38 protein-coding genes are annotated in these 26824 nt (G+C 59.3%); 36 read left to right on the top strand and 2 right to left on the bottom strand.

Annotation, left to right across the window (positions count from 1 at the left end; all coding sequences use genetic code 11):
* Positions 1 to 451: 451 nt before the first annotated feature.
* From J2D73_RS18660 to J2D73_RS18500, 35 genes are all read left to right on the top strand, one after another.
* Positions 452 to 625, top strand: coding sequence for a hypothetical protein (locus J2D73_RS18660; protein ID WP_207883800.1), 174 nt, complete (start codon positions 452 to 454; stop codon positions 623 to 625).
* Positions 622 to 1098: a RuvC family protein gene (locus J2D73_RS18655; RefSeq protein WP_207883799.1), complete on the top strand. Its 477-nt coding sequence runs from the start codon at positions 622 to 624 to the stop codon at positions 1096 to 1098. Before J2D73_RS18660 ends, J2D73_RS18655 begins: the two co-directional genes overlap by 4 nt.
* A gap of 63 nt (positions 1099 to 1161) precedes the next feature.
* Positions 1162 to 1629 carry a hypothetical protein gene (locus J2D73_RS18650; RefSeq protein WP_207883798.1) on the top strand — a complete coding sequence of 156 codons (468 nt, stop codon included), beginning with the start codon at positions 1162 to 1164 and terminating at the stop codon, positions 1627 to 1629.
* Positions 1626 to 2426: an ATP-binding protein gene (locus J2D73_RS18645; protein ID WP_207883797.1), complete on the top strand. Its 801-nt coding sequence runs from the start codon at positions 1626 to 1628 to the stop codon at positions 2424 to 2426. Before J2D73_RS18650 ends, J2D73_RS18645 begins: the two co-directional genes overlap by 4 nt.
* A 13-nt stretch (positions 2427 to 2439) precedes the next feature.
* Positions 2440 to 2958: a DUF669 domain-containing protein gene (locus J2D73_RS18640; RefSeq protein ID WP_207883796.1), complete on the top strand. Its 519-nt coding sequence runs from the start codon at positions 2440 to 2442 to the stop codon at positions 2956 to 2958.
* Between the two features lie 83 nt (positions 2959 to 3041).
* Positions 3042 to 3326 (top strand): hypothetical protein, encoded by a 285-nt coding sequence (locus tag J2D73_RS18635; RefSeq protein ID WP_207883794.1) that lies wholly within the window; start codon positions 3042 to 3044, stop codon positions 3324 to 3326.
* Positions 3313 to 4701, top strand: a complete 1389-nt coding sequence (locus tag J2D73_RS18630) for an ATP-dependent DNA helicase (protein WP_207883792.1) — start codon at positions 3313 to 3315, stop codon at positions 4699 to 4701. The genes J2D73_RS18635 and J2D73_RS18630 overlap by 14 nt, the downstream gene beginning before the upstream one ends.
* Positions 4701 to 5507, top strand: coding sequence for a bifunctional DNA primase/polymerase (locus J2D73_RS18625; RefSeq protein ID WP_207883790.1), 807 nt, complete (start codon positions 4701 to 4703; stop codon positions 5505 to 5507). Before J2D73_RS18630 ends, J2D73_RS18625 begins: the two co-directional genes overlap by 1 nt.
* A complete protein-coding gene (locus tag J2D73_RS18620; protein WP_207883788.1) occupies positions 5500 to 6792 on the top strand; it encodes a virulence-associated E family protein in 1293 nt (430 codons plus the stop codon). The genes J2D73_RS18625 and J2D73_RS18620 overlap by 8 nt, the downstream gene beginning before the upstream one ends.
* Before the next feature lie 511 nt (positions 6793 to 7303).
* Positions 7304 to 7549 carry a helix-turn-helix domain-containing protein gene (locus tag J2D73_RS18615; RefSeq protein WP_207883786.1) on the top strand — a complete coding sequence of 82 codons (246 nt, stop codon included), beginning with the start codon at positions 7304 to 7306 and terminating at the stop codon, positions 7547 to 7549.
* Positions 7546 to 7686 carry a hypothetical protein gene (locus J2D73_RS18610; protein ID WP_207883784.1) on the top strand — a complete coding sequence of 47 codons (141 nt, stop codon included), beginning with the start codon at positions 7546 to 7548 and terminating at the stop codon, positions 7684 to 7686. The genes J2D73_RS18615 and J2D73_RS18610 overlap by 4 nt, the downstream gene beginning before the upstream one ends.
* On the top strand, positions 7683 to 8021 hold the full coding sequence (locus J2D73_RS18605) for a hypothetical protein (RefSeq protein WP_207883782.1): 339 nt from the start codon (positions 7683 to 7685) through the stop codon (positions 8019 to 8021). Before J2D73_RS18610 ends, J2D73_RS18605 begins: the two co-directional genes overlap by 4 nt.
* A 281-nt stretch (positions 8022 to 8302) precedes the next feature.
* Positions 8303 to 8734, top strand: coding sequence for a hypothetical protein (locus J2D73_RS18600; RefSeq protein ID WP_207883780.1), 432 nt, complete (start codon positions 8303 to 8305; stop codon positions 8732 to 8734).
* A gap of 245 nt (positions 8735 to 8979) precedes the next feature.
* A complete protein-coding gene (locus J2D73_RS18595; RefSeq protein WP_207883778.1) occupies positions 8980 to 9249 on the top strand; it encodes a hypothetical protein in 270 nt (89 codons plus the stop codon).
* The gene (locus tag J2D73_RS18590) at positions 9246 to 9896 is read left to right on the top strand and encodes a hypothetical protein (RefSeq protein WP_207883776.1); all 651 of its coding nucleotides are present in this window, start codon (positions 9246 to 9248) and stop codon (positions 9894 to 9896) included. The genes J2D73_RS18595 and J2D73_RS18590 overlap by 4 nt, the downstream gene beginning before the upstream one ends.
* Before the next feature lie 327 nt (positions 9897 to 10223).
* Positions 10224 to 11027: a tyrosine-type recombinase/integrase gene (locus J2D73_RS18585; protein WP_207883774.1), complete on the top strand. Its 804-nt coding sequence runs from the start codon at positions 10224 to 10226 to the stop codon at positions 11025 to 11027.
* Positions 11028 to 11035: 8 nt separating this feature from the next.
* On the top strand, positions 11036 to 11371 hold the full coding sequence (locus tag J2D73_RS18580; RefSeq protein WP_207883772.1) for a hypothetical protein: 336 nt from the start codon (positions 11036 to 11038) through the stop codon (positions 11369 to 11371).
* Between the two features lie 122 nt (positions 11372 to 11493).
* A complete protein-coding gene (locus J2D73_RS21080) occupies positions 11494 to 11628 on the top strand; it encodes a hypothetical protein (RefSeq protein ID WP_279380954.1) in 135 nt (44 codons plus the stop codon).
* 22 nt (positions 11629 to 11650) lie between these two features.
* Entirely contained in the window at positions 11651 to 11830 is a 180-nt protein-coding gene (locus J2D73_RS18575) for a hypothetical protein (RefSeq protein WP_207883770.1), read from the top strand.
* Positions 11831 to 12200: 370 nt separating this feature from the next.
* On the top strand, positions 12201 to 12776 hold the full coding sequence (locus J2D73_RS18570; protein ID WP_207883768.1) for a terminase small subunit: 576 nt from the start codon (positions 12201 to 12203) through the stop codon (positions 12774 to 12776).
* Complete coding sequence (locus J2D73_RS21200; RefSeq protein WP_207883766.1) at positions 12751 to 14055, top strand: phage terminase large subunit family protein; 1305 nt, start codon at positions 12751 to 12753, stop codon at positions 14053 to 14055. The genes J2D73_RS18570 and J2D73_RS21200 overlap by 26 nt, the downstream gene beginning before the upstream one ends.
* A gap of 3 nt (positions 14056 to 14058) precedes the next feature.
* The gene (locus J2D73_RS18560) at positions 14059 to 15600 is read left to right on the top strand and encodes a phage portal protein (protein WP_207883764.1); all 1542 of its coding nucleotides are present in this window, start codon (positions 14059 to 14061) and stop codon (positions 15598 to 15600) included.
* 61 nt (positions 15601 to 15661) lie between these two features.
* The gene (locus J2D73_RS18555) at positions 15662 to 16291 is read left to right on the top strand and encodes a phage scaffolding protein (RefSeq protein ID WP_207883762.1); all 630 of its coding nucleotides are present in this window, start codon (positions 15662 to 15664) and stop codon (positions 16289 to 16291) included.
* 83 nt (positions 16292 to 16374) lie between these two features.
* The gene (locus tag J2D73_RS18550; protein WP_207883760.1) at positions 16375 to 17742 is read left to right on the top strand and encodes a DUF4043 domain-containing protein; all 1368 of its coding nucleotides are present in this window, start codon (positions 16375 to 16377) and stop codon (positions 17740 to 17742) included.
* Positions 17742 to 17948, top strand: a complete 207-nt coding sequence (locus tag J2D73_RS18545; protein WP_207883759.1) for a hypothetical protein — start codon at positions 17742 to 17744, stop codon at positions 17946 to 17948. Before J2D73_RS18550 ends, J2D73_RS18545 begins: the two co-directional genes overlap by 1 nt.
* Complete coding sequence (locus J2D73_RS18540; protein ID WP_207883758.1) at positions 17941 to 18339, top strand: hypothetical protein; 399 nt, start codon at positions 17941 to 17943, stop codon at positions 18337 to 18339. The genes J2D73_RS18545 and J2D73_RS18540 overlap by 8 nt, the downstream gene beginning before the upstream one ends.
* A gap of 7 nt (positions 18340 to 18346) precedes the next feature.
* Positions 18347 to 18748, top strand: coding sequence for a hypothetical protein (locus J2D73_RS18535; protein WP_207883757.1), 402 nt, complete (start codon positions 18347 to 18349; stop codon positions 18746 to 18748).
* Between the two features lie 2 nt (positions 18749 to 18750).
* Positions 18751 to 19452, top strand: a complete 702-nt coding sequence (locus J2D73_RS18530; protein WP_207883756.1) for a hypothetical protein — start codon at positions 18751 to 18753, stop codon at positions 19450 to 19452.
* Between the two features lie 3 nt (positions 19453 to 19455).
* Positions 19456 to 20331: a hypothetical protein gene (locus tag J2D73_RS18525; protein ID WP_207883755.1), complete on the top strand. Its 876-nt coding sequence runs from the start codon at positions 19456 to 19458 to the stop codon at positions 20329 to 20331.
* Between the two features lie 31 nt (positions 20332 to 20362).
* Positions 20363 to 20566: a hypothetical protein gene (locus J2D73_RS18520; protein ID WP_207883754.1), complete on the top strand. Its 204-nt coding sequence runs from the start codon at positions 20363 to 20365 to the stop codon at positions 20564 to 20566.
* A gap of 3 nt (positions 20567 to 20569) precedes the next feature.
* Positions 20570 to 22063: a phage tail sheath protein gene (locus J2D73_RS18515; RefSeq protein WP_207883753.1), complete on the top strand. Its 1494-nt coding sequence runs from the start codon at positions 20570 to 20572 to the stop codon at positions 22061 to 22063.
* A 12-nt stretch (positions 22064 to 22075) separates the two neighbouring features.
* Positions 22076 to 22504: a hypothetical protein gene (locus tag J2D73_RS18510; protein ID WP_207883752.1), complete on the top strand. Its 429-nt coding sequence runs from the start codon at positions 22076 to 22078 to the stop codon at positions 22502 to 22504.
* Positions 22504 to 22854 carry a hypothetical protein gene (locus J2D73_RS18505; RefSeq protein WP_207883750.1) on the top strand — a complete coding sequence of 117 codons (351 nt, stop codon included), beginning with the start codon at positions 22504 to 22506 and terminating at the stop codon, positions 22852 to 22854. Before J2D73_RS18510 ends, J2D73_RS18505 begins: the two co-directional genes overlap by 1 nt.
* A gap of 8 nt (positions 22855 to 22862) precedes the next feature.
* Positions 22863 to 22994, top strand: coding sequence for a hypothetical protein (locus tag J2D73_RS21075; protein WP_279380953.1), 132 nt, complete (start codon positions 22863 to 22865; stop codon positions 22992 to 22994).
* Positions 22987 to 23466, top strand: coding sequence for a hypothetical protein (locus J2D73_RS18500; RefSeq protein WP_207883748.1), 480 nt, complete (start codon positions 22987 to 22989; stop codon positions 23464 to 23466). The genes J2D73_RS21075 and J2D73_RS18500 overlap by 8 nt, the downstream gene beginning before the upstream one ends.
* Positions 23467 to 23468: 2 nt before the next feature.
* On the opposite strand, the gene J2D73_RS18495 is transcribed toward J2D73_RS18500, so the two are convergent.
* Together J2D73_RS18495 and J2D73_RS18490 are read right to left on the bottom strand one after the other, a co-directional pair.
* Positions 23469 to 23930, bottom strand: coding sequence for a hypothetical protein (locus tag J2D73_RS18495; protein ID WP_207883746.1), 462 nt, complete (start codon positions 23928 to 23930; stop codon positions 23469 to 23471).
* 459 nt (positions 23931 to 24389) lie between these two features.
* A complete protein-coding gene (locus J2D73_RS18490) occupies positions 24390 to 24743 on the bottom strand; it encodes a hypothetical protein (protein ID WP_207883744.1) in 354 nt (117 codons plus the stop codon).
* Here J2D73_RS18490 and J2D73_RS18485 point away from each other — a divergent pair.
* Entirely contained in the window at positions 24733 to 26664 is a 1932-nt protein-coding gene (locus J2D73_RS18485) for a phage tail tape measure protein (RefSeq protein ID WP_207883742.1), read from the top strand. The two genes, J2D73_RS18490 and J2D73_RS18485, sit on opposite strands and share 11 nt — an antisense overlap.
* Positions 26665 to 26824 lie beyond the last annotated feature (160 nt).

Raw genomic sequence — 26824 nt, 5'->3', positions numbered from 1 at the left:
GACGGTCTTCCATCGTCGCGTCGGGGTTCAGTTCCTTCCACAGGTTCGTAGTTACCAAGATAGACAAAAGAAGTTCTTCGTCGTCGTTCAACTCAGGATCGAGTTTCCACACCCCCATACTCAGTTAATCCCTCAATCTCGTTCTGCAAAAATGAGGTTAGGGACAGAAAATGGGAAAAAGTAGGGGAATTCTTTACCGAAATTTTCGGGGAGGCAAAATGATAGTTGATGCGACCGCCTACTCCGAAACGGTCACTGCGGTTCTGAGGCGGAATTACGGGCGGATAAAGAATGCCGCGAAGGTGTTGGCCAGAGATGTTCAGACCACACCGCGCACTGTTCAAAACTGGTTTGACGGAACGAATGCTCCCCGTGGAGCCGAGTTAATCCGCCTGATGGCGGAATGTGATGAATTGAAGGCCGAGATTGACCGGCTCGTATTGGAGGAAAAATGCCGAAAGGAATTGCAATCGACGTCGGAAGGGTCGGCTTCGGCTGGAGCGGAAGGCCACCGTCTCTACGGTTAGGGTTCATCGCCTTTTACGTTCTTGGGAACGGAATCGGCGTCGTGTTCCTGAATTACAAGGCGTCTCTTGTCGTCGAGAGAAGGAATTTCCAGCGATGAAAACGGTGATCGGAATTGACCCAGGCATCAATGGCGCAGTCGCCATTATGAATGAGCGTGGAGACCTGATCGAAGTTCTCGACATGCCGACGACGCCAACCGTTGTCAGCGGCAAGACGCGCAGCGTCGTGTCCGCACCGCTTCTGGCGACGATGATCCGCGCGCACGATCCGTCTTCGGTATGGATCGAGAAGGTTCACGCCGGTCCGAAGATGGGAAGTCTGTCAGCAATGTCCTTCGGAATTGGCGTAGGCGTGATTGAGGGTGTGGTTGCGGCTCTTGGAAAGCCGCTTACCACAGCGCGTCCCGCGATCTGGAAGAAGGCGATGAGCTGCCCGGCGGATAAAGACGCGGCGCGGACGCGGGCGATGCAGCTTTTTCCCACCAGCGCCGACCTGTTCAAGCGGAAGAAAGATGACGGACGCGCAGAGGCGGCGATGATCGCTCTTTATGGCCTTAACCATTCCGCATGACCCGCTGGAACCGGCGTGCGCGTCGGCTCTGGTGGCGCATGGGGCGCCAGAATGGAGGATAACATGACAAATCATGTGACTCTCGACCAGTTTGAGAAGATGGCGGTCAATGACGCTTCGCGTCTGCCGATCGACATGCTTTATCTTCTGGAAACGGATGTGCGTGAGACGTTGAAGCGGGCGAAAACCCTCTCCGACAAACTGCAGATGGCATACAGGGCGCGTTTCGGCGATACCGCCGAGGGTGAGCGTAAGGGCGAAACCGGAACGGTGCGCCTGTATGATGGCGACTTCACGATCGAGTGCGACAAGCCGAAGACCGTGAAGTGGGACAGCGCGAAGCTGCTTGCTTTCGGCATGAAGAAAAAGACCGAAGGCAAGAACCCGAAGGAATATATCGACGTCAAGGCGACAGTTCCTGAAAACAGGTTCAAGGCATGGCCGTCTGAGCTTCAGGCCGAAGTCGAGGACGCGCGCACGGTGACGTCAGGCAAGGAGTCGTTCTCCATTCTGATGGGAGGTCGGAAATGAGTCTCCTTGGTTCCGTCAGGCGTGGCCCTGACCTGAAGCCGCCGCGTATCGTGGTTTATGGATCTCACGGCATCGGCAAGAGCAGCCTTGCGGCGCATGCGCCTGATCCGATCCTGATTGATATTGAGGGCGGCTCGGACGAGATAGGCGTCGCGCGCTTCCCGGTGGCCAGTTCGTTCTTTGACGTGATCGAGCAGATTTCTGCTCTGCTCAAAGACGAACACGGCTTCAAGACCCTGATCGTCGATAGTGCTGACTGGCTGGAGAAGCTCGTCTGGAAGGAGACGGCTGCGCGCCTGAAGGTGAAGTCGATCGAGGATGTTCCGTTCGGTAAGGGTTATCTGGAAGCAGAGAATGAGTGGCGACGCGCGCTGCGTGGGTTTGACATGCTGCGCGAGAAGAAAGGCATGTCGATCATCATTCTCGCGCACACGGCCATTCGTCGATACGACGATCCGTCATCCGACCCCTATGACCGCAACCAGATCGCCCTGCACAAGGCCGCTTCAGCTTTGGTTCAGGAATGGGCGGACGCGGTTCTTTATTACGGGTGGAAGGTCACGACCAAGGTATCCGACGCGGGATTTGGTCGACGGATCGTGCGCGGAAAAGGGAACGGCGCACGTCTGATCCACACCGAAGAGCGTCCGGCGGCGCTGGCGAAGAACCGGTATTCGATGCCTGACGTCATCGAAATGCCGGACAGCCCGGAAGAGGCGTGGGCGCACCTTGCTTCGCATATCCCGTTTTTCTCGAAACAGGTTTCATCCAACGAAATGCAGCCCGTAGAGGCTTAAGGAGAATACTGCCATGGCGTTCAATTATGGAAACTTCGACCGCAACGCGGATTATGGATCGAATGAAGACTTCGAGCTTCTTCCTGATGGTGAATACGAGGGCGAGATCGAGTCCGCCGAGTCAAAGCCGACGACAAAGGGCGGCACGATGATTGCTCTCAAAATCAGGCTGCACAACCGGCGCGTCGTCTTCGACAACCTTAATGTCGAGTGCGGCAATCAGCAGGCGGAACAGATCGCGCTGCGACAGATGAAAACCATCGCGGACTTCAACAACGTCAACATTCAGGCGGATGAGGACTTCGAGGGTCTGAGCGTGATCGCGGTTATCGGGACGCAGAAGGGAACTGGCGGCTACCGGGATCGGAATGTCGTCAAATATTACAAGGGAAAGGAAGACAGGAAGTCTGCGGCAAACAGGCCAGCGTCTACGCCTTCGCGCGGCGCTGCGGATAAAGACCCTCGTTACAACGGGGCCAACAAGAGCGCGTCACGTCAGGATAGCCTCGTCGACGACGAAATTCCGTTCTGATCTGACCGCCCGGCGCGCTTTCGATTGGACCCGGAACGCGCCGGGCTAACCCCTCCCATCAATGAGACGGAAGGAGCGGCACGATGGAATCATCGGAGCCAACAGGCAAGCGTTGTCTTACGCGCGCGCAACGCCGCGCTCTCAATAAGGCCAGTCTGGCCAAGTTCATCATGATCGACGGCGCATTCTCGGGCGTATCTTCTGGGTGTCATGTCGATGACCCCAGCCGGGATGCACGCTCTCATATCGAGAGACTTGTATCATGGAAGCTTCTCTGGCCCGGCGAGGGCTTCAACCAGTATGTCATCACGGACGCAGGAAGAAACGCGATTTCCAAAAAAAGGAGATCAGCCGATGCGTCCTCATGAAAGCATCCGCCTGACGGTGTGCCAGCAGAACGCCTACAACGAGATATTCGGCTCTCTCATGTCAGGCAATAAGACGCATGCCCTGATGGGCTACGCCGGGACAGGCAAGACGACAATGATCAACAAGCTCGTTCTGGCGCTGCGCGAGCAGAACACGGACGTGCTGGTGACTGCTACGACGAACAAGGCGACGGCGGTCATTGCGTCCAAGATGCCACCAGGCACGAACTGCCAGACCATTCACGCAGCGCTTGGCCTGAAGGTGAAAAAGGACCGCGGCAAAACGACGCTCGCGCCGAAGAACGACAGAGAGCTTCCGGAAGCCGGAACGGTTGTCATCATCGACGAATGCTCCATGATCGGGGTCGACCTCATGAAGGCAATCAGGCGCGACCTGTTCGACTGCTTTGTGCTGTTTGTTGGAGACCCGGCGCAGCTTCCTCCAGTCGGCGAGCCTGTCAGCCCATCATTCGAAGTGCCGCGCCGTTCGTTCCTGAAGACGGTCGTGCGTCAGGCTGTTGGCAACCCCATCATAGAGGCGGCGACGCTTCTGCGCGATCTCCATGAGGGAGACGTCGATCTTTCCTGGCTACACACGCAGCGGAACGGGAATGATGGCGTTTTCGTGCTCGACCCGGTGAAGCAGCGCCAGTGGATGGATGCTGCGTTCACGTCGGAAGAGTTCGCCAAAGACCCTGATGCGTTCCGGTATCTGGCGTTTTCGAACAAATGCGTCGACCGCATCAACCGCCGGATACGCGCCAAGATATACGGCGAGACAGAAAGTCCGTTCATAGCGGGCGAGAAGGCGGTGGCCGGAGAAATGATCACGTCGCCGCGCGGAGAGGTGACGATCGCCAACAGCGAGGTCGTGACCGTCGTCGATATCCAGCGTGGCGGCAGGCGCTTCGAGTTCGAGAAGGTCTCCGGATCCGAGGCGTGGACAGCAGGGATACCGGCGTGGCGGGTCGTGCTTGAGGGCGATCAGGGAAAGCTGACTGCGTGGCTCCCGGTCGAGCCATTCATCGTCAAGCGCACGCTTGGGAGGCTGGAGAGCGAGGCGGAGCGGCTTGATCACGCCATGAAGGCGCGCGGCCAGTCGTCGGAAGAAGAGAACACGCGCTGGCAGGCGTGGAAAGAAATTTCCGAGACGTTCTGCGACATCAAGCATGCCTACGCGATGACGGTCCATAAATCGCAGGGGTCAACGTTCAGGCGCGCGTTCGTTGATCTTGGCGACATCATGAGCGCCGCCGACCATTCCGGGCCGCTTGTCGTGTCACAGCTTCTGTATGTGGCGGCTACGCGCGCGTCATCCGCGCTCATGATGGTGAACGTTCCAGCCGCCATGCGTGCCGAGGGCGCCGCTGCCTGATGCGGCCCCTGACACCGAACGAGGCGCTTGAGTGCGCCATCCAGCTTGCACGGGGAGGACTACACGTCTTCCCGTGCAACACAAAGAAAATGCCGTCATGGCCGAAATCGAAGGGAGGAAAGGGATTTCACGACGCCACGACCGACGTGGGCGCGCTCACCGATATCTGGAGGGCTTGGCCGGGCAGTCTGATCGGCGTCAGAACAGGCGCGGCGTCCGACCTGTCTGTTCTCGACCTTGACCTTCAGCATGAGACGGCGCGGGAGTGGGTCGACCAGTTCGGCGACCTTCTTGGTAGCTATCGCACCAACCTCACGCGATCAGGCGGAAAACACGTGCTGTTTCGTCACGCTGAAGGCGTCACCAACAGCGCAGGCAAGATTGCGAAGAACGTCGATGTGCGCGGGGAGGGCGGATACATCATCTGGTGGCCCGCGTGCGGTCTGGGGCAGATCAATGCGGATGAGCCGCTGGTTGAGTTCCCGAAGTGGCTTTCGGCGCTTGGGAAGAAAGAAGAGCGCAGGGAGAGACGGGAGGAAAAACCGAAGAAACTGACCGACAGGTATGTTGGGTCGGCGATAGAGCGGGCGTACGAAACTGTCGCTATGGCTCCTGAAGGCCAGAGGAACGACACGCTGAACCGTCAGACGTATTCTCTGGCGCGCTTCATCCATGACGGGGCGCTCAGCAGCGCCGACGTGATCCACGCCATGTCGGCCGCCGGGTCGATAGCCGGGCTGGACGATAGAGAGATAGAAGCCACCATCAATTCGGCGTTGCGCGCGAGGTCTTTGAATAATGGGTGAGAGCGCCAGCGCTTCGACGCGCGTTCAGGAAATAATAGAACGCGCCAAGGCGCGCGTGGGGCAGGTTCGCAAGCACGACTGGTGCACGAAACTGGACAGAAACGAAAAGGGAGACGCTCGGCCAACATCAGCGAACGCCCTGATGGCGCTCCAGAATGCAGACGAGCTTTCCGGTTTGGTGGCGACGGACGAGCTTGCCGGAGCGGTGATGCTGACGAGAGCGCCGCCAGTCACCAGCGAAAGCGATGAAGACGACGGCGATGAGAAGTTCCCGCGCAGGATGATCGATGCGGACGTAACGGCCATGCTGGTTTGGATGCAACGGAACGGCCTGCCTACCATGAGTTACGACGCGCTGTTCAAGGCCGTGACGCTGGAGGCCGGGAGGATACGATACCATCCGGTGAGGAACTGGCTGACTGGCCTCGTGTGGGATGGCGAAGAGCGCATCAACGACATTCTGCCGCGATACTTCAGGTCGGATGACACGCCATACACCCGGGATGTCGGTAGAAAGTTCCTCGTGGCCATGATTGCGCGCGCCATGACGCCCGGCTGCAAGATGGATTACATGCTGGTGCTTGAGGGCGATCAGGGTGTCAGGAAGTCCACGGCCTGCTCCATACTCGGCGGATCGTGGTTCAGCGATAACCTGCCCGACCTTCGCCACGGCGGGAAAGACGTATCGCAACACATTCAGGGAAAGTGGCTGATCGAGGTGGCCGAGATGTCGGCGACCGACAAGGCGGACGCGAACGCTCTCAAATCGTTCATCACACGGCCGGTGGAGCGATACAGGCCAAGTTACGGGCGCTTCGACGTTGAGCAGCCGCGACAGTGCGTGTTCGTCGGCACGACCAACAAGAAGGTCTACATGCGCGACGAGACCGGCGGTCGGCGCTTCTGGCCAGTCAGGGTTGGTGTCGACGGGAAGTGCGATACCGAAGCCCTAAGGAGAGACAGGGACCAGATATTCGCCGAGGCATTCATGGCGTGGGCGACCGGAGAACAGCACTGGCCATCAGACGACACCCAGGCGGAGCTTTACGAGCCAGAGCAGGAGAAGAGGTTCGAGTCAGACGAGTGGGAGACGGTCGTCGTGGCGTATCTGATGGACAAAAAGAACGATCAGATAAGGTTGCTCGACATAGCAGAGAACGCCCTGAGCATAGCGCCAAAGGACTTCGGGACGACATCCATGCGAAGGCTCACGGCGATCATGGAAAGGATAGGATGGGAAAGGATGAGAACGAACAGAGGTAGCGTATGGACGCTAAAAAGGTGACATCAGAAACACGGAAATAAACACAGGTCGCTTCGGCGGCCTTTTTTTTTGGCCATGACGGTGACACCATATGGTGTCACCAGTGACACCATTATGTTTCAAAATCAGAATGATAAAAATCAACAAAAACAAGATGATAATTGCAGAGTGACACCAGTGACACCAAGTGACACCACTTTTTAAAACATTCTGACGCAGAGAGATAATTATGTAATTGCGTATAGAGAATACGCGTAGTGCTCAGCGCGTAGGGAAAAGTTAGAAAATGGTGTCACTGGTGTCACTGGTGTCACCGATTCAAGTTTCTGCTTATTTAATCATGAAACTATGAAAATGAGTGGTGTCACCAGTGGTGTCACCAGTGGCGCCACTTTTTCGATCGATATGTACCCACGTCATAGCTAACTACGGCCGCCATGCAATTTGTACATACCTAGTGAAATCGGGTGAATTTCCGCTCATGCGGCAGAAACCCGTACCCAAGCGCCTGCGAGTCTGCTAGAGTCGGGATATGACCCCAAAGGACGCAAATAAGCGGATATCCGAAATCATGCGCGAGGCGCGTGGTGCCGTAGGCCTTTCGCAGCGTCAGGCGTCTGAAGTGTCAGGTCTGGGGGTGAACACGATCAGCATGATCGAGCGAGGCGCAGGATGCAGCTTTCTGACGGGCGTTCGGTTGCTAGGCCACTACGACGCAGACCATGCGTATCTTGGGCGTGTGATCGATGTGGCTTTGAGGGTTGAGGTCCAGCCATGACCCTCGGCTCAGGAATAGCCTTCGCGGCGCTGATGGTCTGCACGGCTTATGTGCTGCAGGTGGATATTCTAACCGCGTTCCTTTTCGTGCTCTGCACGGCGCTGCCCTTGGGGCTCATTTTGGTGCATGGGCTGTGAGCGTGATCCGCCGCCTACGCACATGGCGCGACGCGAACGTGTGGCCGTGGAGGGAGATTAGGCGGCTGAAGCAGGAGATAGGATCGCTGACGATCGAGCAGGCTGGCCTGCAATGGAAGATAGACACCGTTACCGCCGATCGGGATAAGGCCGTCTGCCGTCGCCGGGAGTTATACCGGGAGTTGGAGAGCACCGTTGATCGTGTTCTGGAACTTGCTGAAGAATCCGCCGTAGCCAAGAAAGAGCGTGATGCGTTGCGGTCTTCCATAGCATCCGGGCGCTACATGACCCGCAATCCTTCAACCGGACGCTTTGAGAGGGTGACCGCCCTATGACCCGTCTCCCGCGCCACATCCGCACGATCCTCGCGACGAAGCGTGAGATTGTCATAACGAAATAGTTCGTTACATTGGGCCGCGCATGGAGGGTGAGATGTCTTTTCTAATTGTAGCGTCCTTTCTCGTGGCAGGAGTTTATTTGCTCAGGATCGGTCACCCGGTAGCGGGAGGATGGATGTTGGTTGGGGCCTTTTTGGTTGGGGTGAACGCGGTTTGATTCGGTCGTCTTTAGCCCTAAGCGACAGGCGGGGAATGCGGAGAGTGGAGAGGGGTGTTTGATGACGGAGGATTTTGAGGGCATGTCGAGCCAGAGCATCTCGGCGTCTGGTTTCTGCGATTTTCGTTCGCCGGAGCAGATTGCGCACGACGAAGAGACTTATAAGGCGAGCCTAATAGAGCAAGAGCGCATCCGTGCCGAAGTGGATGCGTGCGAGCCGTTGATGGCCGAGGTGGCGCTATATACGCGGCACTGGCTGGCGAAGGGTAACGAGGCATCTTTGTGGATGTTCAGCATGTATGGCGACAGGTGGGATTCACCTAGGTTGCCCGGCTGGGTATCGGCGCACCCTAAAGATTTCACAGCGACTGATTACGACGGCATGGAATACGTGCAGATGAGGCATAAGGAAGCGACGTATCGCGGGTATCGTTACGTTGGGCCTCTCGTTGCGCCGGATGGGTTGGTGTTGGGCGGCAGCCAGGGCGAGTGATCGTGTATCACACAATCTTCCTGTCGCGCCCTTTTGGAGGGCACGCAGCACTGGCGCCGCTCAGGATGCTTTTGGCTCTCAACATCGTCGCCTCGGTGTTGGGTATATGCTTGCTTGCTTTCATGGTGGTTGACGTGCTTCGAGACTAGCGGACGTAACTCCTAGTACTCCGCGCCGCGTTCTGCTATCGTGAAATATGCACGGTACTATGATTTGATTATCTCGGAATAATCAGCGGGGTCTCCATGTGTTATGATTGCTACATCGTCCGCGCCGACGCGAAACCCAAGGCGGTCATAAACTGCGGCCAACTCGCTGCGGAATTTTCCATGGGCGTGACTGATCTGCCGCTGAACTGCGATGAGGCGCGCGATCCGCTTGAGGAATGCGAGTGCTTTTGCTGGGTGGACTTTCCCGCGCTCGCGTCGCGGTTTGGAATGAAGTGCGAGGAGCCGTCATTCGCCGGACGTGGACTGAACAATGACGCTTGGGTTCTCACGGAGACCGCCCCATGACCCGCCGCATCATAATTAACCGCGCAGTTGATAACGGGCCGACGCCGGAGAGGGTGGCGAAGGGGGATTTGGAAAGCGCACAGGGCGGCGTTCAAACGCGTCGTCGGTGGCGTGGGCTCAATTCTCTCCTGAAATCTGGGGAGATCGAGAGCCAGCACGTCAATGCGGCTGAGCGTTGGTATCGCGACTATGTGCTCTCGACCGTTGGTCACTTCGAAAGCAAGCTCGACGAGGATCTGTTCCTTGCTGACGAGGCGGCATGGTCGGCGCACGATGAGAAACTTGCGCGCATCGCGGCTGAACGCGAGGCTGGGTATTCGCACGACGCAATCTCCTGGGGGATCATGCGTGGCCGGGCCGGGTGCCGCGTCGGCGTCGTGCGGGACAAGATCCGTAAGCCGGGCGAGAACCTGCTGGTCTTCCTGCTCGCTGATAATGTGACGTTCTGCGATGCGGCACGAACGCTGCTGCCGAAGGTGTCGCACAGCTACAACGGCGCCCGGCTCGTCAAGGCGATGTGTGTTCTGGTTCTGACGCAGTTGGAGGACATATACAGCCCGGCCAACCGGTCGGCATTCGATGTGTGCTACCTCAACCGGGACACGGTGCTGAAGCGCGCCGAAGAAAGGTGTGTCGAAAGGGTTTGACAAACCGTACGAAAATGTGACATGAATTTATCAACATGCGGTTACGTGCGCGCGGGCGATCTTCGGGTCGCCTTTTTTGTGCCCGGATGGCTGGTGAACGGCCGGTTTGGTGGGTGTGAAATCCGCAAGAATAACTAAAAGTTATCTGGCGGGGTGCATGGACGAATCCGCTGGATAACAAAGAAATCAGGCCGATATCCGCAAGATAACACTTCTTATCTTGCGGGGGTGTTTGAGCAAAAACCGCAGTCGCTCTAGGGATTCCTGACCTCTGGCGGTTTTCGAGAAAAATGATCGATGGAAAACCTCCCGACCTCTGGCGACAAAATGCTCGTCAAAATGTGGTTGGTGGGAAGAGCGAAAAAGACCGTCTCGGTCTATCGCAAGGACGCGGAAAATTTCCTCAGCTCGGTCGCGATGCCGCTGGCCGACGTCCGGCTTCAGGACGTGCAGACTTGGTTCGCGTCCCTAACCGGAGCGTCGGCATCCCGCAACCGAAGGCTGGCAGCGATCAAGTCGCTCTACCGCTTCGGCGTCGAGAACGAACTGCTCGAGAAGAACCCGGCGCTGGCCGTGAAGCCGGACAAGCTTCGCAGCGACATGGCCGAGCGGATCATCTCCGAGGCCGATGTGCTGCGGATGATCGAGGCGGAGAAAAACGACCGGAAGCGTGTAGCGCTCCGGTTCCTTTACGTGGCGGGCGTTCGCGTCTCGGAAGCTGCCGACGCCAAATGGCGAGACGTGGCTCGAAAGAAGACGCACGCAAACCTGTCGGTGTTCGGCAAGGGCAGCAAGCTGCGGACGTTTTCGATCCCACTCACGCTGCTGGCCGACCTCGAAAGCATCCGGCTCGACAAGACGCCCGATGCGCCACTCCTACTCGGGCAGGATGGCCGAGCGATCAGCGTTGACGCGATCCGCCGCCTCGTGGCGGCCGCAGCAAAACGAGCAGGGATCACGACGCGAGTAACGCCTCACTGGCTCCGGCACTGCTGCGCCTCGCACGCCCTCGACAACGGGGCCGCGCTCCATGTGGTGCAGCGGCAGCTTGGACATTCATCGGTCGCGACGACCGGCGGTTACGCCCACGCGCAAGACGGCGTTGGGGCGTCGAATTATCTCAAGGGCTGACCCGGCGTATGAAACCGAACTGCGGCAACGTCCTGCAATTCAAACGCGGGCACGCGGTCTGCGTCGGTTACGACGACAAGCGGCCCATGTTCGTTTTTGTCATGCCACCATCGGATGAGACGCGACACCGCGCCGATATCACGCTGGGCCTGATGCAGCACGTAACGTCTGGGCTTCATCCGGACAGCCGGTTTCGATGCGTGATCCGGCCGATCTCGGTCCACGGCACGCTGGTCGGCGAACTCGGCCATAGCGCGATGGCGGCTATTCTCGCGGGTTGCGAGCTTGAGGCTGAGGCGCAGCGGTTCGAGGCTAACAACGAGCGGCGACGGGCTGCGGTTTAGGCGCCGCCAGACGCCGAGACGAAATAGCGAAACCCCGGCTGAGTTGGCGCTCACCGGGGTTTCTGATTCATACCTGGGCAGGACAGGCACGAACCTTGGTCGATATTAGCGGGATCGCGCGCGTGGTACAAGCTCTGAACGCAATGTCCGCGTGGCGATATGTGGCGTTGCTTTCGTCGGTCGTGCTGGTCGCGGCGTTCTACGCTGTGCATGGGCTGGATGTCGCGGACATAATCCGCGCCATCACCGGCCACTGAACACCAAAAAACGAGACGGCCCATGTTCCGCAGCCCGACGCAGTTCTCCGTCGTCATGATCGGCGAAGATTCTTCGTTCGAGGCTCTACGGGCAGCCCTGCTCAACGCCGGGTTCGTGATGCTTGAAGGCGCGGCGCAAACGCTCAGCGACGACGAGTTGCACGAAATGGGTATCGAGCGGGTCGTTGAGACGACGCATTGAGGGGATGAGTATGGATATCCAAGAGTGCAGAAAGATCGCGCTTGAAATTGTGCTGAGCGGGGAAAGCCTCGTCGGCATGGATTTCTCGAGGATCGCATCGGTTATAACGAGAGCTGAATACGTCGCGCAGTTCCTCTATAATGGGTCTGTCCCGCTGTATCATCCGACCTAATCCAGTTTCGGGGGCTGCATCCTTTCGGGCTCTGACACGGAGCCTATAAACCCCGACCTCCCTAACCACGACCGACCCGGAAGCGCCAGTGTGCGCACTCATGTGGCGTGGAAGTGGGCAAACCGCGCGGCCTTAAACGTAGAGCGGTAAGGCGGGGAGTGTTTCACAATGATGGAGATCGGTGCGCCGATGTGAGTGATGGCGGACCTGACGCCGAAGCAGCGACGGTTCGTCGAAGTCTATTTGTCCAATGGCGAAAATGCTGCGGAAGCCTACCGCGTTGCCTATAGTCGAACGTGCCCTGATGCGACGGCGAGAGCCAATGGTTCGCGTCTGCTGAAGAACGCTAACATCGTACATCTCATCAGCCGCGCACAGAGAGCCGCCAAGAAACGAACAGATCGCATCGTGGATCGCTACGCCATCAACAAGGAAAAGGTGCTGCTCGAACTGGCGCGCATCGGCTTCGCGGACGTGACGGACGTGGTGAACGTGGTTGAAGATGGCGAGACAAGGAGGGTCGAGATCAAGGCTACTGCCGACCTGTCGGAAGACGTCCGGCGCGCGATTTCCGAGATCAGCGAAACCACGAACGAGAGCGGCGACCGAACCATCAAGGTCAAGCAGCACAGTAAGCTGACCGCACTTCAACAGATTTCGAAGATCCTTGGATACGACAAACCCACGCCGCAGGACGATGGCGCGGTCGATGACATGGCGGGTGATCCCGACCCGGAGCGGATAGACCGTGGCGAAAGTTCTGAGGGCGGGTGAACGTGCCCAACTAACGAACCCTCAATGGGACATCTACTCACACGGCTGGCGCCCGGATTGCCGCTTCCGTGTCGCTGTGTGCGGTCGACGCTTCGGTAAGACGTTCCTCGGCGGCGAAGAGATGCGCCGCGCTGTGCGCGAGGCTGTTCGTCAGAACGTCAGCCCGGAGAATGAAATTTGGTACGGCGCACCGACGTTCAAGCAGGCCAAGCGGGTCATGTGGAACCGGCTTAAGCGGTCGTTCCCTGAGAAATGGCTAGCGAAGAGGCCGAATGAGTCCGAGTGCAACCTGACGTTCAAGTCCGGCCATATCGTGCGGATCGTTGGCCTCGACAATTATGACAATCTGCGCGGCTCTGGCCTCTGGTTCTTTCTTGGTGACGAGTGGGCTGATGCGAAAGAGCCTGCATGGACCGAGACTGTCCGGCCGATGCTCTCAACCGCCCACGGCCATGCGTTGTTCATAGGCACGCCGAAGGGGTTCAATCACTTCCGCGACGGATACCTCAAGGGGCAGGTTGGGCCGCAGCATGAACCGGGCTGGTGGTCTCGCCTCTACACATCTCTGGCTGGCGGCAACATCCCGCCCGAAGAAATCGAAGCCGCCAAGCGGGACATGGACCTTCGCCAGTTCCGCCAGGAATACGAGGCGTCGTTCGAAACCTACGCAGGCCGCGTGATCTACGCGTTCTCCCGCGCGGGCAATGTCGCTGAGTGCGCTTATAACCGATCGCTCGACGTGCATATCGGCATGGACTTCAACATCAACCCGATGAGCGCGACTGTCTGGCAGGAGCGCGACGGAAAGCTGTTTCAGATCGACGAGATCATCATCCCGACGTCCAACACGGACGAAATGTCGGATGAAATCGCACGTCGATACGGCCGGCTTGAGGGAATGGCGCACATCAAGGTCTATCCTGACCCGGCTGGCGCCCAGAACCGCACATCGGCGCAGGGCCGCACTGATATCGGCATCCTTCGCTCACGCGGCTTCACCGTAATCGCGATGTCGTCTCACCCGCTGGTGCGCGACCGGCTGAACAAGACCAACGCCATGTTCGAGGCAGCGGATGGCGCGCGGACGGCGTTCGTGTCGCCGAAATGCGTCAAGTCGATCGAGGCTTACGAACGGCAGACCTACAAAGAGGGCACGAACGAGCCCGACAAGAGCAGCGGCTACGATCACATCGTGGACGCCACTGGATATTACATGTTCGGCAGGACGGCGGTTATCAGACCGCGCGTTCGCCCGACGTCGTTTGGTATGAGTAGGTAAAGCGTGGACTGGTTGCAGCTAAAAGGCACGTATCCCGCGCCGAAGGATCAGCCTGCACGCTGCGGCGAAATCCTCGCCCGGCTGCGCGTTCTCGACGGCACGCTCTACGACGACATTCCGAACCCGTTTTCGAAGGAATATAGCGGCGCGAGTGAATACATCAAACTCGACGAGCGACGCCCTTCGATCCGCACGCATATGATCACGACCGTGATCGAGGACGCTGTGTCGCTATTGTTCGGCGACAAGCACTTTCCGAAGATCAAGGCTGACAACGCGGCGACGCAGGACGCTTTGACGGACTTCGTGCGTGATGCGGGCATTGGCACGATCATGCAGCGCGCGACGATACGCGGGTCTGTCGGGTCTGTGGCGATCCTCGTTGAGGTGCAGAACTTCCGCCTGCGCGTGAACGTGCTCGACACGCCGTATCTGACGCCTACCTGGAACCGGGCGACTGGTGCTCTGGTGAAGGTATCCGAGCGCTATCAGGTGCAGGGTTCCGACCTTCGCGAGCAGGGGTACCAGATCGCGGACGAAGACTTGCGCGTTATGTTCTGGTTCCAGCGCGAGTGGGACGATGAGAGCGCGACGTATTACGTGCCGGTTCGCGTGTCGGATGACGTCGACGCCGCGAAAGACGATCAGCGGTCGACCAATCACGGCCTTGGCTTCGTGCCTATGATTTGGGTGCGAAACCTGATGACTGAGGCCTGCGACGAGATCGACGGTCCGTGTTCGTTCACGCGCGCGATCGACAACATGATCTCCGCCGATTACCTGCTGTCGCAGTCCGGGCGCGGTCTGAAATACAGCGCCGATCCCAAGGTCATCATTAAATATGACCCAGATAAGGGGGGTGGCGTAGACACCAGCGTAAGCGGAGAGGGTGTCGCCGCCTACGCTGGCGGTGCGTCCCAAGCCTACGAGATCGCCAGCGGCGACGTGAAGCTGCTAGAGATCAACGGGACCGCCGCAACGACCATCGTCGAGTTCTACCGCACGCTCCGCAATATCGTGCTGGAGCAGATGCACGGCAATCGCGCCGATGCAGACCGCATGAGTGCAGCGCAGTCTGGCCGGGCGATGGAGATGATGTGTCTCGGGCTGACATGGTTCGCTGGGCGTCTGCGCGATCCATACGGCAACGGGGCGCTTGTCTCGCTGCTGGAGATGGTCTGCGCGATGTCATCGGCTGTCACTGACGGCGTGCTGATCGCGGGCAGGAAGGTCTCGGACATCGATCCTTCGGGTATCTCGCTGACGTGGCCGCAATGGTTCCCGCCGACGCCCCCCGAACTGCTCCAGCTTGCCCAGGCGCTCGTGACTGCCGTTGACGGCAACATCATGAGCAACGAGACGGCTTGCGCGATGTATGGCGCGGCCGTTGGCACTGACGACGCGGCCAAAGAGTGGGCGCTGGTTCAGGCACAGATCGCCGACAAGGCGGCGCAGGCCGCGCAGGCGGCGGGGCAAGAGGCCGCTACCAACACCCGCAAAGCTGGCCTCGACGGAAAGTCGAAGTCGCACAAGGTTCAGGCGTAACGCGCAAGTGTCGCGCCGACCCGGCTGATGCCGGTTTTCTTCCACAAATATCGAGGGACAGATGTCCGAAGACAACAACACGCCTGATGGCGGCGTTGACCAGAACACCGTGCGCGAATTGCAGCGGGCTCGTGCTGATCTTGTAACGCTCCGCAAGGAGAACGCGACGATCCGTGGCGAGCGAGATGCCGCAATCACCGAGCGCGACGACGCGATCAAATCTCGCGATGGCTACAAAGGCCAGATCGAGAAGCAGCGCGGCGAGTTCGAGGCGCAGGTTGCGGCGGCCAACGAGGCAGCGACCAAATCCAAGGCCGACGCAGACGCCGCGATGAGCGAGCGTGAGGCTTCGTATCGCGCTGGTCTGATCCGCGCGAATGCGGAAGCCGCAGCAACGCGCCTCGGGGCTGTCGACGCGAAAGACGCTGTGCGGCTTATGGACCTTTCGTCCGTCACTGTCGCTGACGACGGTTCGTTCGTCGGTCTCGACGAGGTTGTTGCGGCGGCCAAGGAGTCGAAAGGCTACCTGTTCGCCGAAGCGGCCAAGCCGGGCAGCGTGACGGGCAATACCGTGTCGTCGCCTGCGCCGAAGCCTCCCCAGACTGGGGCGCCGACCAACGTCCGGGACCTGTCCCCGGCGGAATATGAGGCCGCCAAGCGTGGATACATCAGTGAGAGCACGCGCCGCTGATCAAGTTTCAACCCGGCTGATGCTGGGTTCTCCGGGCTGATGCCCATCACTCCCCACAATCCAGCATCAATGAGGTTTCCCCAATGGGAATCGAGAATTTTCCTGCGTCTCTTTCTGCCGCGATCCAGCAAGGGTATCTTGCCCGTGAATTTCAGGACGGCCTTGAATCCAGCATCGGCTACGACGCGACTTCGGATAAAGAGATTTTCCCGGCGCGTATCGGTGAAACGCTGACCAAGACCCGCAAGGGCCTGAAGTCGCCCGTCACGACGCCGATGAACCCGACGAGTAATACGAATTTCGACAATGGTCTCACTGCGTCCACCTGGTCGGTCGAGCAGTACACCATGTCGATCTACCAGTATGGCGACACGATTGATCTCAATACGGTCAATGAAGGCGTTGGCATCGCTGATCAGTTCCTCAAGAACGCGCGAACCAACGGCGTGCAGGCTATGCAGTCTCGCGACCGTATCGCGCGCAACGTGCTGTTCGGCGGTGCGTCCAACGGCGTTGGCGGCTACCTTGGTGGAAACACGCGCGTGCGCACGACGCTGACTGCGACCGGGACGACCGTCTCCGTTGACGACATTCGTGGCTTCCAGAATGTGCTTTCAAGCACAGGCCAGGTTGTCGCGATCAGTTCCACCGCCGGGATGACGGTCACGATCGGCTCAAGCAGTTACACAGTTACCGCCGCGACCGCCGATTCAACGAACGTCTCTACCGCACCAGACGGCGTGTCCGGCACGCTCACCACGTCGGCGAACGTGACTGTTTCTGATGGCACTGCTGGGAATGCCGTCGTGGCCTCGACCGCGCCACTGGTGATCCGCCCGAACAACCGGCTTACGACGGCCGCCTTGGCCGCTGGCGACACGCTCGGTATCCAGAACGTTCTCGCCGGTGTCGCGGCTTTACGCCGCAACAACGTCCCGACGATCAACGGCGCATACAACTGCTACCTCGACGACTTGCAGTTGCTCGGCCTGTTCCGGGATGCGGATTTCAAAGAGTTGTATCGCGGCGCGTACCAGTCCGACACCTACCGTCACGGGACGGTCTTCGAAATCCTTGGTGTTCGGTTCGTCCCCACGACCGAAGCCCCTCAGCAGGCTGCGATCTCCACCGCCGCCGGGCCGATCCATCGGGCACTGCTGCTAGGGCAGGGCGCTCTCGTTCGTGGCGACTACGCCAACACTGGCAATATGGATATCCCGGACGTCGATCGGTCGTTGCTGGAACTTGTCGATGGTGTTGCGATGGTCACGCGTGAGCCGCTGGATCGCCTGAAGCAGATCATCGCGCAGTCCTGGTATTGGATTGGCGGCTTTGCGCTGCCGACCGACGTCACGGCAAACACGACGATCATCCCGACCGCGACGAACAGCTACCTGAAGCGTGGCGTGGTGATCGAGTCCCTCGGGACCGATGGAAACGCGGCGGCGTAATGGCGCGTCCACGCAAATACGTGGCGCAAGGGGAGGGGGTGGAGACGCCCCCTCGTCCTGTGCGGCTCACCCGCCCCTTCGGCTTCATAGAAGAAACCCACGGGAAAGGGCGCTTCTATTGGGTGGCGGGGGAAGTTGTGACCAATCCTCACACTATCGCCCTGCTGCAAGATCGCGGCGCTCCGCTTGAGGTTGTTGATGAATGAGTATGTCCCCAATCCCGGACCGCTGACGGAATACGAACTCGTCCAGTTACGCCGGATGCTCGGATACACGGCGCTCGGCGGCGTCAACTCAGGCGAACAGTCGTGGCGCTTCTTCCAGCAATACGGGTTCAACGAGTGGCGCTTTAAGAACATGGCGCCCGAGGAATACGGGCAAATCCGCATCCAACTTGAGGATTGCTTGCGGCTGGAGCGAGATATTTACGGCTCTTCCGAAAATCTCGACACCGATCAGGCGGCAGTCTGGACACGCAACCGAACGGAAGTCGCGGACCGCCAGCGCCTTTACGCATGGGCGCGCAAGCAGCTTTGCGGGTTCATGGGCATTCCGCCCGGTCCCGCGCTCCAATCCGGCCGACGCATCGTAATTTGAGGCAATCATGAAATACGAAGACGAAGCCCCGCGTCATTCCGCCGCAGGCTTTCCACTGCCGCAGACTGCATGGGCGCTTGTGCGCGATGGCTCGATCGAGATCATCGTGAAGAAGAACAGCCGCGACGTGCATCCGTTCGGCGACGAGGTGGAGATCGCTGACCCGCACGCTGGCCCTATCCCACTGGATGGCGTCTGCGCCCTGCGTGTCACCGGCACGCTCGCGCATACCGGCGACCTCGTGGACGACAAGGGCAACGTGACGCCTCGTGAGGGGCGCGACAGGCCGTTGCGTCCTGGGGAGAGCGCCATGCACTCAGGGCCGGGCGCTGCGCGTGTGGCGGCGAAGGTTGCGCCTGTGGCCGAACCTGTCGCGCCTGAGTCTGAGCAGCACGAAAGCGCCGAATAAGCGTGGTCGACCAATTCCTGATCCAGCGCCGCGTCGCGCGTGGCATGGCGAAGGCAGCTCAGAAGGTTGGCGCTCCGGCGCAGATCATGCGTCCGACCGCGTTGGCCGCTCCGCTGACGACTGAAAGCCGCTGCCTGATGGCGGATTTTAGCGCGTCACCGGACTATGCGTTTCGCGCGCCGCCGCTATGGGACAAGCCGACGACGTGGGCCTTGATGGACACGGACGACGTTCGGTCGGGCGACATCATCGTGGCCGCCACAGGGACGTATTTCGTGTCCCGGTTCGAGCCGTGGCGCCCGGTGTCGTGCGTGCTGACCAATTCCGTCGTGTCGCTTACCGAGACCGCAATGTCTGGATCGGGCGTCACCACCGATGACGGCTCGCTGACGACAGGAATATGCACGGTCGCTGGCCTGCAAGACCCATACGGCACGAGTAGCAGCAACACGTCTGGCGATACGACGAGCGCGACGGACTGGCCCGCGTATATCAGCCAGCCGAAAGCGGGCGTCATGCCACAGTCTGGCACGTCAGGCGCGGTGAAGGCGGCGGCTTACGGTCTGCTTCTGCCGCTCATGCCGAACTATCTCCCACGTCCCTACATGCAGGTCACGGACGCGCACGGCATTTCCTACACGATCTTCGGCGTCACCACGTCTCAATACGGCAGCGAGTGCCTGATGACGGTCAACCAGGCTTAAATCATGGCGGACATCGGCACAGTTGCGAACGCGCTGGCCTATACGATCGACGGGATCGTTTACCCGAGCGGCGACAGTAGCGCGTCGCTGACGGGCGCTCGCACGATCATCAAGCGCGGGTGGTTCACCGACGCCGACCTGACCGGCGAATGCTCGATCAAGGGCGGCACGGATTATGTCTACGTCATGCCTATCCAAGGCGGCTGGAAGGATCTTCCCGCACCGCTCGGTATGCCGTGGTCGGAAGGCGACGTGACGCCCGCGACTGTCGCGCTTGCAGTTTCCGGGCAGACGGTCACGGTTTCACTCACGTCGGGCGCAACCCCGCTTGGCAACGCAGGCATCCGCATCGATCATTCGACGGACGCATCTATCGAGCCAAATTCTGTCGCGCTCTACGCCGTGCAAACCACAGACACCGCCACCACGATTGCGGCGGCTCTGGCGGCGCTGATTCCCGGATCCACATCATCCGGGGCTGTCGTCACCGTTCCGTCCGCTGTGTCGCTCACGGCGCGCGCGGGTGGATCAGCAACGGCAAAGCGCATCACTCGCCGCCAGTCCCAGCTTTTCACCGTATCGGTCTGGTCCGGATCGTGGGAAGGCCGCGACAAGCTTGGTCACGCACTCGACGCCGCGCTCTCAGGCATCAGCTTCATCACGTCGAAAAACGGCACGAAGGAACTGATCCAGTTCGCAGGCTCGTATGACATCGACACGATGCAGTCGCAGTCGATCTTTCGGCGCGATCTCCGATACGCAATCACCTTCGACACCACGCAGCACGAACAGGACGCGCAGTTGCTATTCGGCGGCTTCAACGTCCTGCTGAACGGCAGCGAGACAGTGAAAATCGGCGACGTTCTCCTGAACGGCTGATCATCTCCCCTTAATCACCCGCGAGAAATCAATGACAGACGAAAGCCCGACGCAGGCACCCGCCGCGCCGTCTGCGCCCGTGCGCGCATCTGTTTCCCAGGCATTTTCCTACGTCGTGACCAAGCCCGGCCACGGATACCCGGTTGGCGCGAAGCTGACCGACGCGCAGGTCGCCGAGGAAAAGAAGAAGAACAAGCTCGACATTTTCACCGTCCGCACGGCTCTGGGGGGCTGATTCATGGCGCTTATTTACCAGTCTGGCGCGTTCTCGACTTCGGGGCAGATCGTCCCGAATCTCGCTGTCCAAATCGTGCAAGATTCACAGGTCTCGCTCAACGGCGTCACCTATAGCCGCATCGGCATTGTCGGAACCGCGACATGGGGGGCGAAGAACAGCGCGACGACCGCTGGCGGCCTCGACGATTATCTGGCAGCGTTCGGCCCAAAGGTCGCGTCGTCCACGGATGCAGGCACCGCACTAAGCATCTGCGTGCTTCAGGGAGCCAGCGACTTCCGCATCGTGCGCGTGTCTGACGGCACGGACACGGCGGCGACCGGCACGATCGGCACTGTCACGGCGACGGCGATCTACACCGGCACGGCAGGCAACTCGATCAAGCTGACGCTGGCCCTCTATGGCGCGAGCACGACCACGTATCAGCTTACGGTCTCGCATTCCGTTCTCGGCACGCGAACCTATGTCGGCACGACGTGGACGGCTATCGCCGCGGCTGTGACTGCTGACACGAGCGCGCTGATTGTCCTGACGGTTCCGACGACCGTTCCGACGCTGGCCGCTGCGACCGTGACGCTCTCCGGTGGTGCAGACGGTGGAACGCCGACAACCGAGCAGTTCATCGGCGAGGACTCCGACCCGCGCACAGGTATGTATGCGCTACGCAACCAGTCCTGCGCGATCGGTATGCTGGCTGGTCTGGATGACGTCACCAGCTACACCACGCAGGCGGCGTTCGGCATCGGCGAGGGCGTCTACATGATCGCGACCGGCCCATCCGGCGACACGATCACCAACGCCGTCGCAACGTCTGCCAGTGGCGGTTACGCCTCCTATGGCCTTAAGGTCATGTTCGGCGACTGGCTCTGGTGGGACGACAGCACGAACGGCCTCATGCTCGTCCCGGCTCAGGCGTATGTCGCCGGGCTTCTGTCGCAGCAGAGCCCGGAAGAGTCTGGTCTCAACAAGCAGATTTACGGCGTCGCAGGCAGTCAGAAGGCTGGTCTCGTTTCTTCGGGCGCGACGCAGACGTATTCCACGGCGGAACTGTCTTCCCTGTTCACCGCCGGTTTCGATGTGGTCACGAACCCGATCCCGCGTGGCGCGATCTGGGGATGTCGCGGCGGCTATAACTCGTCGCAGAACGATCTCATCTACGGCGACGAATACACGCGTCTGACGAACTACATCGCCGAGACGCTGGCGACCGGCATGGGGCCGTATGTCGGAGAGCCGATCAACTCCACGCTGTTCGGCAATGTGCGTGCGTCCATCCTTGGGCTTCTCTCCACGATGCGCTCGGCTGGGATGCTCGACAACACGGGCACGACCGTTCCCTACACCGTCATCTGCGACACATCGAACAACCCCACGGCGCAGACCGCGCTCGGCTACCTCGTGTGCGCCGTGAGCGTCCAATACATGGGCATCAACCGCTTCTTCATCATCAACCTTGAAGGCGGCGCGGGCGTTTCCGTCACCGTCTCCAGCAGCTAACGGAGACCAGCGATGGCAAACGCGCCTTTCAATATCGGCCGCACCACGCGGATCGTGTTCATCTGGAACGGAACGACGGTTGATCTGCCAACCGTCACTCAGTTCCGGTCGAATCAGCAGACAGTGCAACTCAAGTCTGCGCCGCTGAACAGCAAGCCGATCACTTATGAAGTCCCGAATGGATGGTCGGGAAGCTTCGTGATGCAGCGCGACAGCGACACGCTTGATGCGCTGATCGCGTCGAACGAGGCGGCGTTCTGGTCGGCGGCGACCATCAATTCCGGCACTCTGTACCAATACATCACCGAAACTGACGGCACGACCACAACCTACGAGTTCTCGGACGTGGCCATCACGCTCAACGATGCGGGCCAGTGGCAGAACGACAACATTGTTAACCAGACAGTTAACTTCACTGCATCGCAGAGGATCGCAATCTGATGTCCGAGAACGGAAACACCGTCGTCACCGACGCCAAAGGGCGGAAGATTGAGGTGAGGGAACTGCGCGGCAGCCTTCTGTCGCGCTTCACGCGCATCGCTGGAGCGCAATTCGGCGATAACTCGTGGAGCGCGAACACGCTTGCTCGGCTGCGTGTGGTTTCGATCGACGGACGCCCAACACCGCCGTTCCCCAACAACATCACGGAATTGGACGGGCTTTGGGATGTTGTGGATAGCGATGCCGCATCTGCCGCTGTTGCCGTTGCTGAGGAGCAAAGCGCCGCCGTTGAGGCCGACGTAAAAAACTCCGACGCGCCCCAGGAATCACAGACCGCCTCTGGCTCGTGAAGAATGGGGTGCCTTACAGCACCGCAATGGATGAACTGTCTGCCGCTGAGGTGATGCTTTACAGCATCACGTTCTCGGAGTTCGAGGGCGCGCGCTTCAACTGGCACGCCATGCAGTTTGAGGAAAAGCAAAGTGGCTGAACTTTCGCTGCTCGGTTTCGCTGCCGCACTGACGGAAATGACGCTTGAGGTCGATCACGCGACACATTCCGGGCTGGAGGCAGCGGCGCGGATCGTGCAGACTGAGGCGAAAGCGGAGATCGGCCACTATCAGGGCGCGATCGGCGGGCTGCCTGCGTGGGCGGAACTGGCCGACAACACGAAGGACGATCGCGTGCGCCACGGTTACACCGAGAACGATCCTGGCCTGCGGTCGGGTGCAATGCGCGACAGTATCGAGACGAACGTGTCGGGTCATGAGGCGATGATCGGCTCAGATGACGATCATCTCGTCTATTTTGAACTCGGCACCACCAAGCAGCCGCCTCGCACGGTTCTGGCTGGCGCGCTGATGCGGAAGGAGAAGGAAGTCGTCCACGAGATCGGGGAACGGTTCGTGGGGACGCTGGTGGGCGGTGAGGTGATTGGCGGGGCGCTTCGATTAAAGCGTTGAGATCAGTTCGCTGGGGAAATGGATGTCACGATACTCTGGTTCAGCATGCCGTCTTTGTGAACGATTAAAGTAGTATAGTATAATGTTCCATTTAATGCGTCGTTCTCGATAATTGCCTTCCGGGAGGCGCGGTCGAGTTTTTTTATATCAATCATCACGTAAACAGACATATTGTCTGGCGAATATATGTAGCACAGTTCACCGCCAGCACAGGCCAAACGCCCAGGACCGACAACCTCGCGCACCCCGCTCTTCGTATCGGGGAAGTCGACTAAAAAATCAGAAACGGAGACCGCCCCAACCGGGGCGGTGACGGCGGCCGGAAGTGCGGGGGTGGGATAAGTGCTGCCGTCCGAGTCTTTAGGCGCTCCCTTCGCAAGGAATATGTTCCCTGCTACGGCGAAAACCGCATAGCACACGCATAGGCATAATAACGTCTCTATGGTTCGCTTAATAAACTTCACCCGTAACTCCTTAGTGGGCGCGAGGCACACGTGATGAACACTAAAGGATGCTGATTGGTTATGGAATCTGACGCCTATTTGAGGATATGGAGCTTGCCATATTATCCTGAGTTTGAGTGAACCACAGACCAGCGCCGATGCACGCTACCAATGTAATTATACCTATTGCGATAGGTAATTTACGACTCTCTCTGCTGGAGGCGAGCCCTATCTGCAATATTTCAATTCCCTTAATTACCAAATAAAAAGACAGAAGCCACGTTATGATCTGAAGCATGCCAATCATGTAGGTAAACCGATCACGTAAATTGGTTATTACCCATCATGAACATATTTTCAGAGACTCATCAATATATAGCAAGGTCGGCATCGATGGGCTGACGCGGAAGATTTAAGGGCGATCACGCCTTATCTGATCTGTTGGAGATGGCAGGCAAGAGACGTGGCGGTTTGTCTGCTCTAATGCGAAGTCTGCCACATGGCAGCGTCAAAGTCGCTTGGCGCCCCGAAAATGGCGTCGTGGATCACAAGCGCGGCCACAGTCCCGATGACGACCACAAACAAAAACGACCAAAACAACACCTGTCCGGTGATAAAAATCTGGGCCGGGGTAGCCATATCCCACCACTCACGCAGGGTCTGCGGCTGCCTGCGCGCAGGAGCATTGATCGTCACGCGCTGACGCACGTGCGTCCTGCGCAATTCCTGCTGACGCTCACGCCACATAGGCGTTCCGCCGTCGTCGAACTCATCGTCCGTTTCGAAATAAGGTGGCTTCACGCCGCGAGGATAGCACGCGCAAATGGCTGACATCTACAAAATCGGCGTAACCATCGCCATGAAGGACAACGCTACGGCGGTTCTTCAGGCGCTATCCAAGCATGTCGTCGGCCTCAACATGTCGGTCGAACAGCTTCAAGGGGGCTTCAACCGCGCGAAACTTGCAGCTCTAGGGTTCACTGGCGTCATCGGCGGAACGGCGATGCTGGCCGGGATGGCCAAGCTGGCAGACGCCGGGAAGGAGTTCGCGCACCAGCAGTCTTTGATGTATCAGGCCGGGCTTTCTCAGGTAGAGGTGGCGCAGGCGACTGGCGCGGCGTGGCAGACTGCCGGGAATGTAATTGGATCGTCGGCGGAGAAGAACATCGCCCTCGTTGCCGACCTTCGAAACCAGCTTGGCTCGATGAAGGAAGCCATCGCGGTTATGCCGCAGATGGCGCAGATGGGTGTTGTTCTGTCCAATCTGACGGGGCGCGATCAGGAGCAGTCTGCATTTACCGCTGTCCGTTATTTGGACCAGCGAGGCGCTCTTGTAGACCCGAATACCCACGAGATCAGCGCAAGCCACCTTACGCAGCAAGCACGGCTACTGGAGGGTATCGCGATCGGTTCGCGTGGACGCGTCGGACCTGAGCAATTGCTTGCCTTCCAGCAGTATGCGCGGACGGCCGGGGCTGCTTTGTCGGATAGGGGACTGATAAACCTAGCCCCCGTCATAGCCGCGTCTGGCAGCGCATCGACGGTCGGGACGCAGCTTGCGTCACTCCAGCAGCAACTCGCGGGCGGGATTATGACGCAGGCGGGCGCGACGTGGCTTGAAAATCTCGGCCTGATGGATGCGAAGAAAGTTCATGTGGGTCGCGGTGGCCATCTTACGATCGATCGCGGCGCGCTTGCTGGCGGCGACGAAATGCGTGCGGATCCGGTGTCGTGGGTGCGTGATTATTTGTCGAAAGCCCTCCAGAAGAGCGGGTTCGCGACGACAGATTCTCAGATGGCAGAATTGCTCCGCAGCCATCTACGCGGGACCGTGATCGGTCTTCTGTCGGAAATTCTCAGGAACCAGCCTGCGTTCGATCGCGACGCGCAGAATATCCAGCGAGCAGTCGGCGTCGATCAATACAAGGTCGCGAACGCGACCGATCCAACCACAAAACTCAACGCCTTCGAAAATGCGTGGCACAACCTTCTCACGGCACTAGGAGCGCCATTGGTGAATGATGCGACCGGAATGCTGGCGAAGCTGACGGCCGGGATCACGAAGCTGACGGATTTTACACGGCGACACCCGCGCGCCGTGGAGGATTTGGAAATGCTCGCGGCGGGAACGGCGGCTTTCGTCGCGCTCGCGGGTGGTATGGCGCTAACAGCTGCGGCTCTCGGGCCGCTTGTCTCTGGCGTCGCCGCATTGGGTTCCGTGATGGCGGGAGCATCGGTGGCGGCGGCTATTCCTGCGATGGCGGCGTTCGCAGCCGGTGCGGGGGCGCTCGCGGCAACTTTGGCCGCTGCTGGCGGCATCCTCTACGGAACACACAAGCTGGCGGGGTGGGCGAAGTCGGAGGATCACAAACTCGGTTATGACGACGGATCACCGATAACCTGGAAGGATAAGCTGGACCCGTTCCAATGGTTTCACACGCATGTCGGCAGTCCGGCGTCAGCGCCTCAGGCTCACGTCAATGACCCATTCGCGACAGCATGGCAGTCCGTGCCGATATGGCAGCAGGCGCAGGCGTCACGTGCGCAAGAGCGACAAACGCCATCAACGCAACCCCAGCCGCAACCGCAGCAATTCGTAATCCGCCCAGCCCCCGTCATGCTGGACGGCAAGAAGATCGGAGACATCATGTTCAACGTCGAATACGGCCGCGCGATGCAGGATTTGCGCGCGCAGGGGAGTTACGCTGACGGCGTGGGCAATCCGCGTATGCCGGGGATGGCGTTTGTGAATTGAGGGACTGGGTGTAATTCCCACCGAAACCAAGACGGGACAAATAGCCTTTGGCAGAATGTCGTCTGGAGGAAGCGTGAAATACGAGACAAAACTGCTCGATCTTCGGGTCGAGCCTAATCAGGAAGGGAGCCTTCGGGTATCGATATCTGCTGAGGCTCGG

It is taken from the genome of Acetobacter sacchari (assembly GCF_017377715.1).
Taxonomy (GTDB): Bacteria; Pseudomonadota; Alphaproteobacteria; order Acetobacterales; family Acetobacteraceae; genus Acetobacter; species Acetobacter sacchari.
The sequence above is the reverse complement of the archived record's forward strand: the minus strand, read 5'-3'. Positions and strand labels throughout refer to the sequence as shown.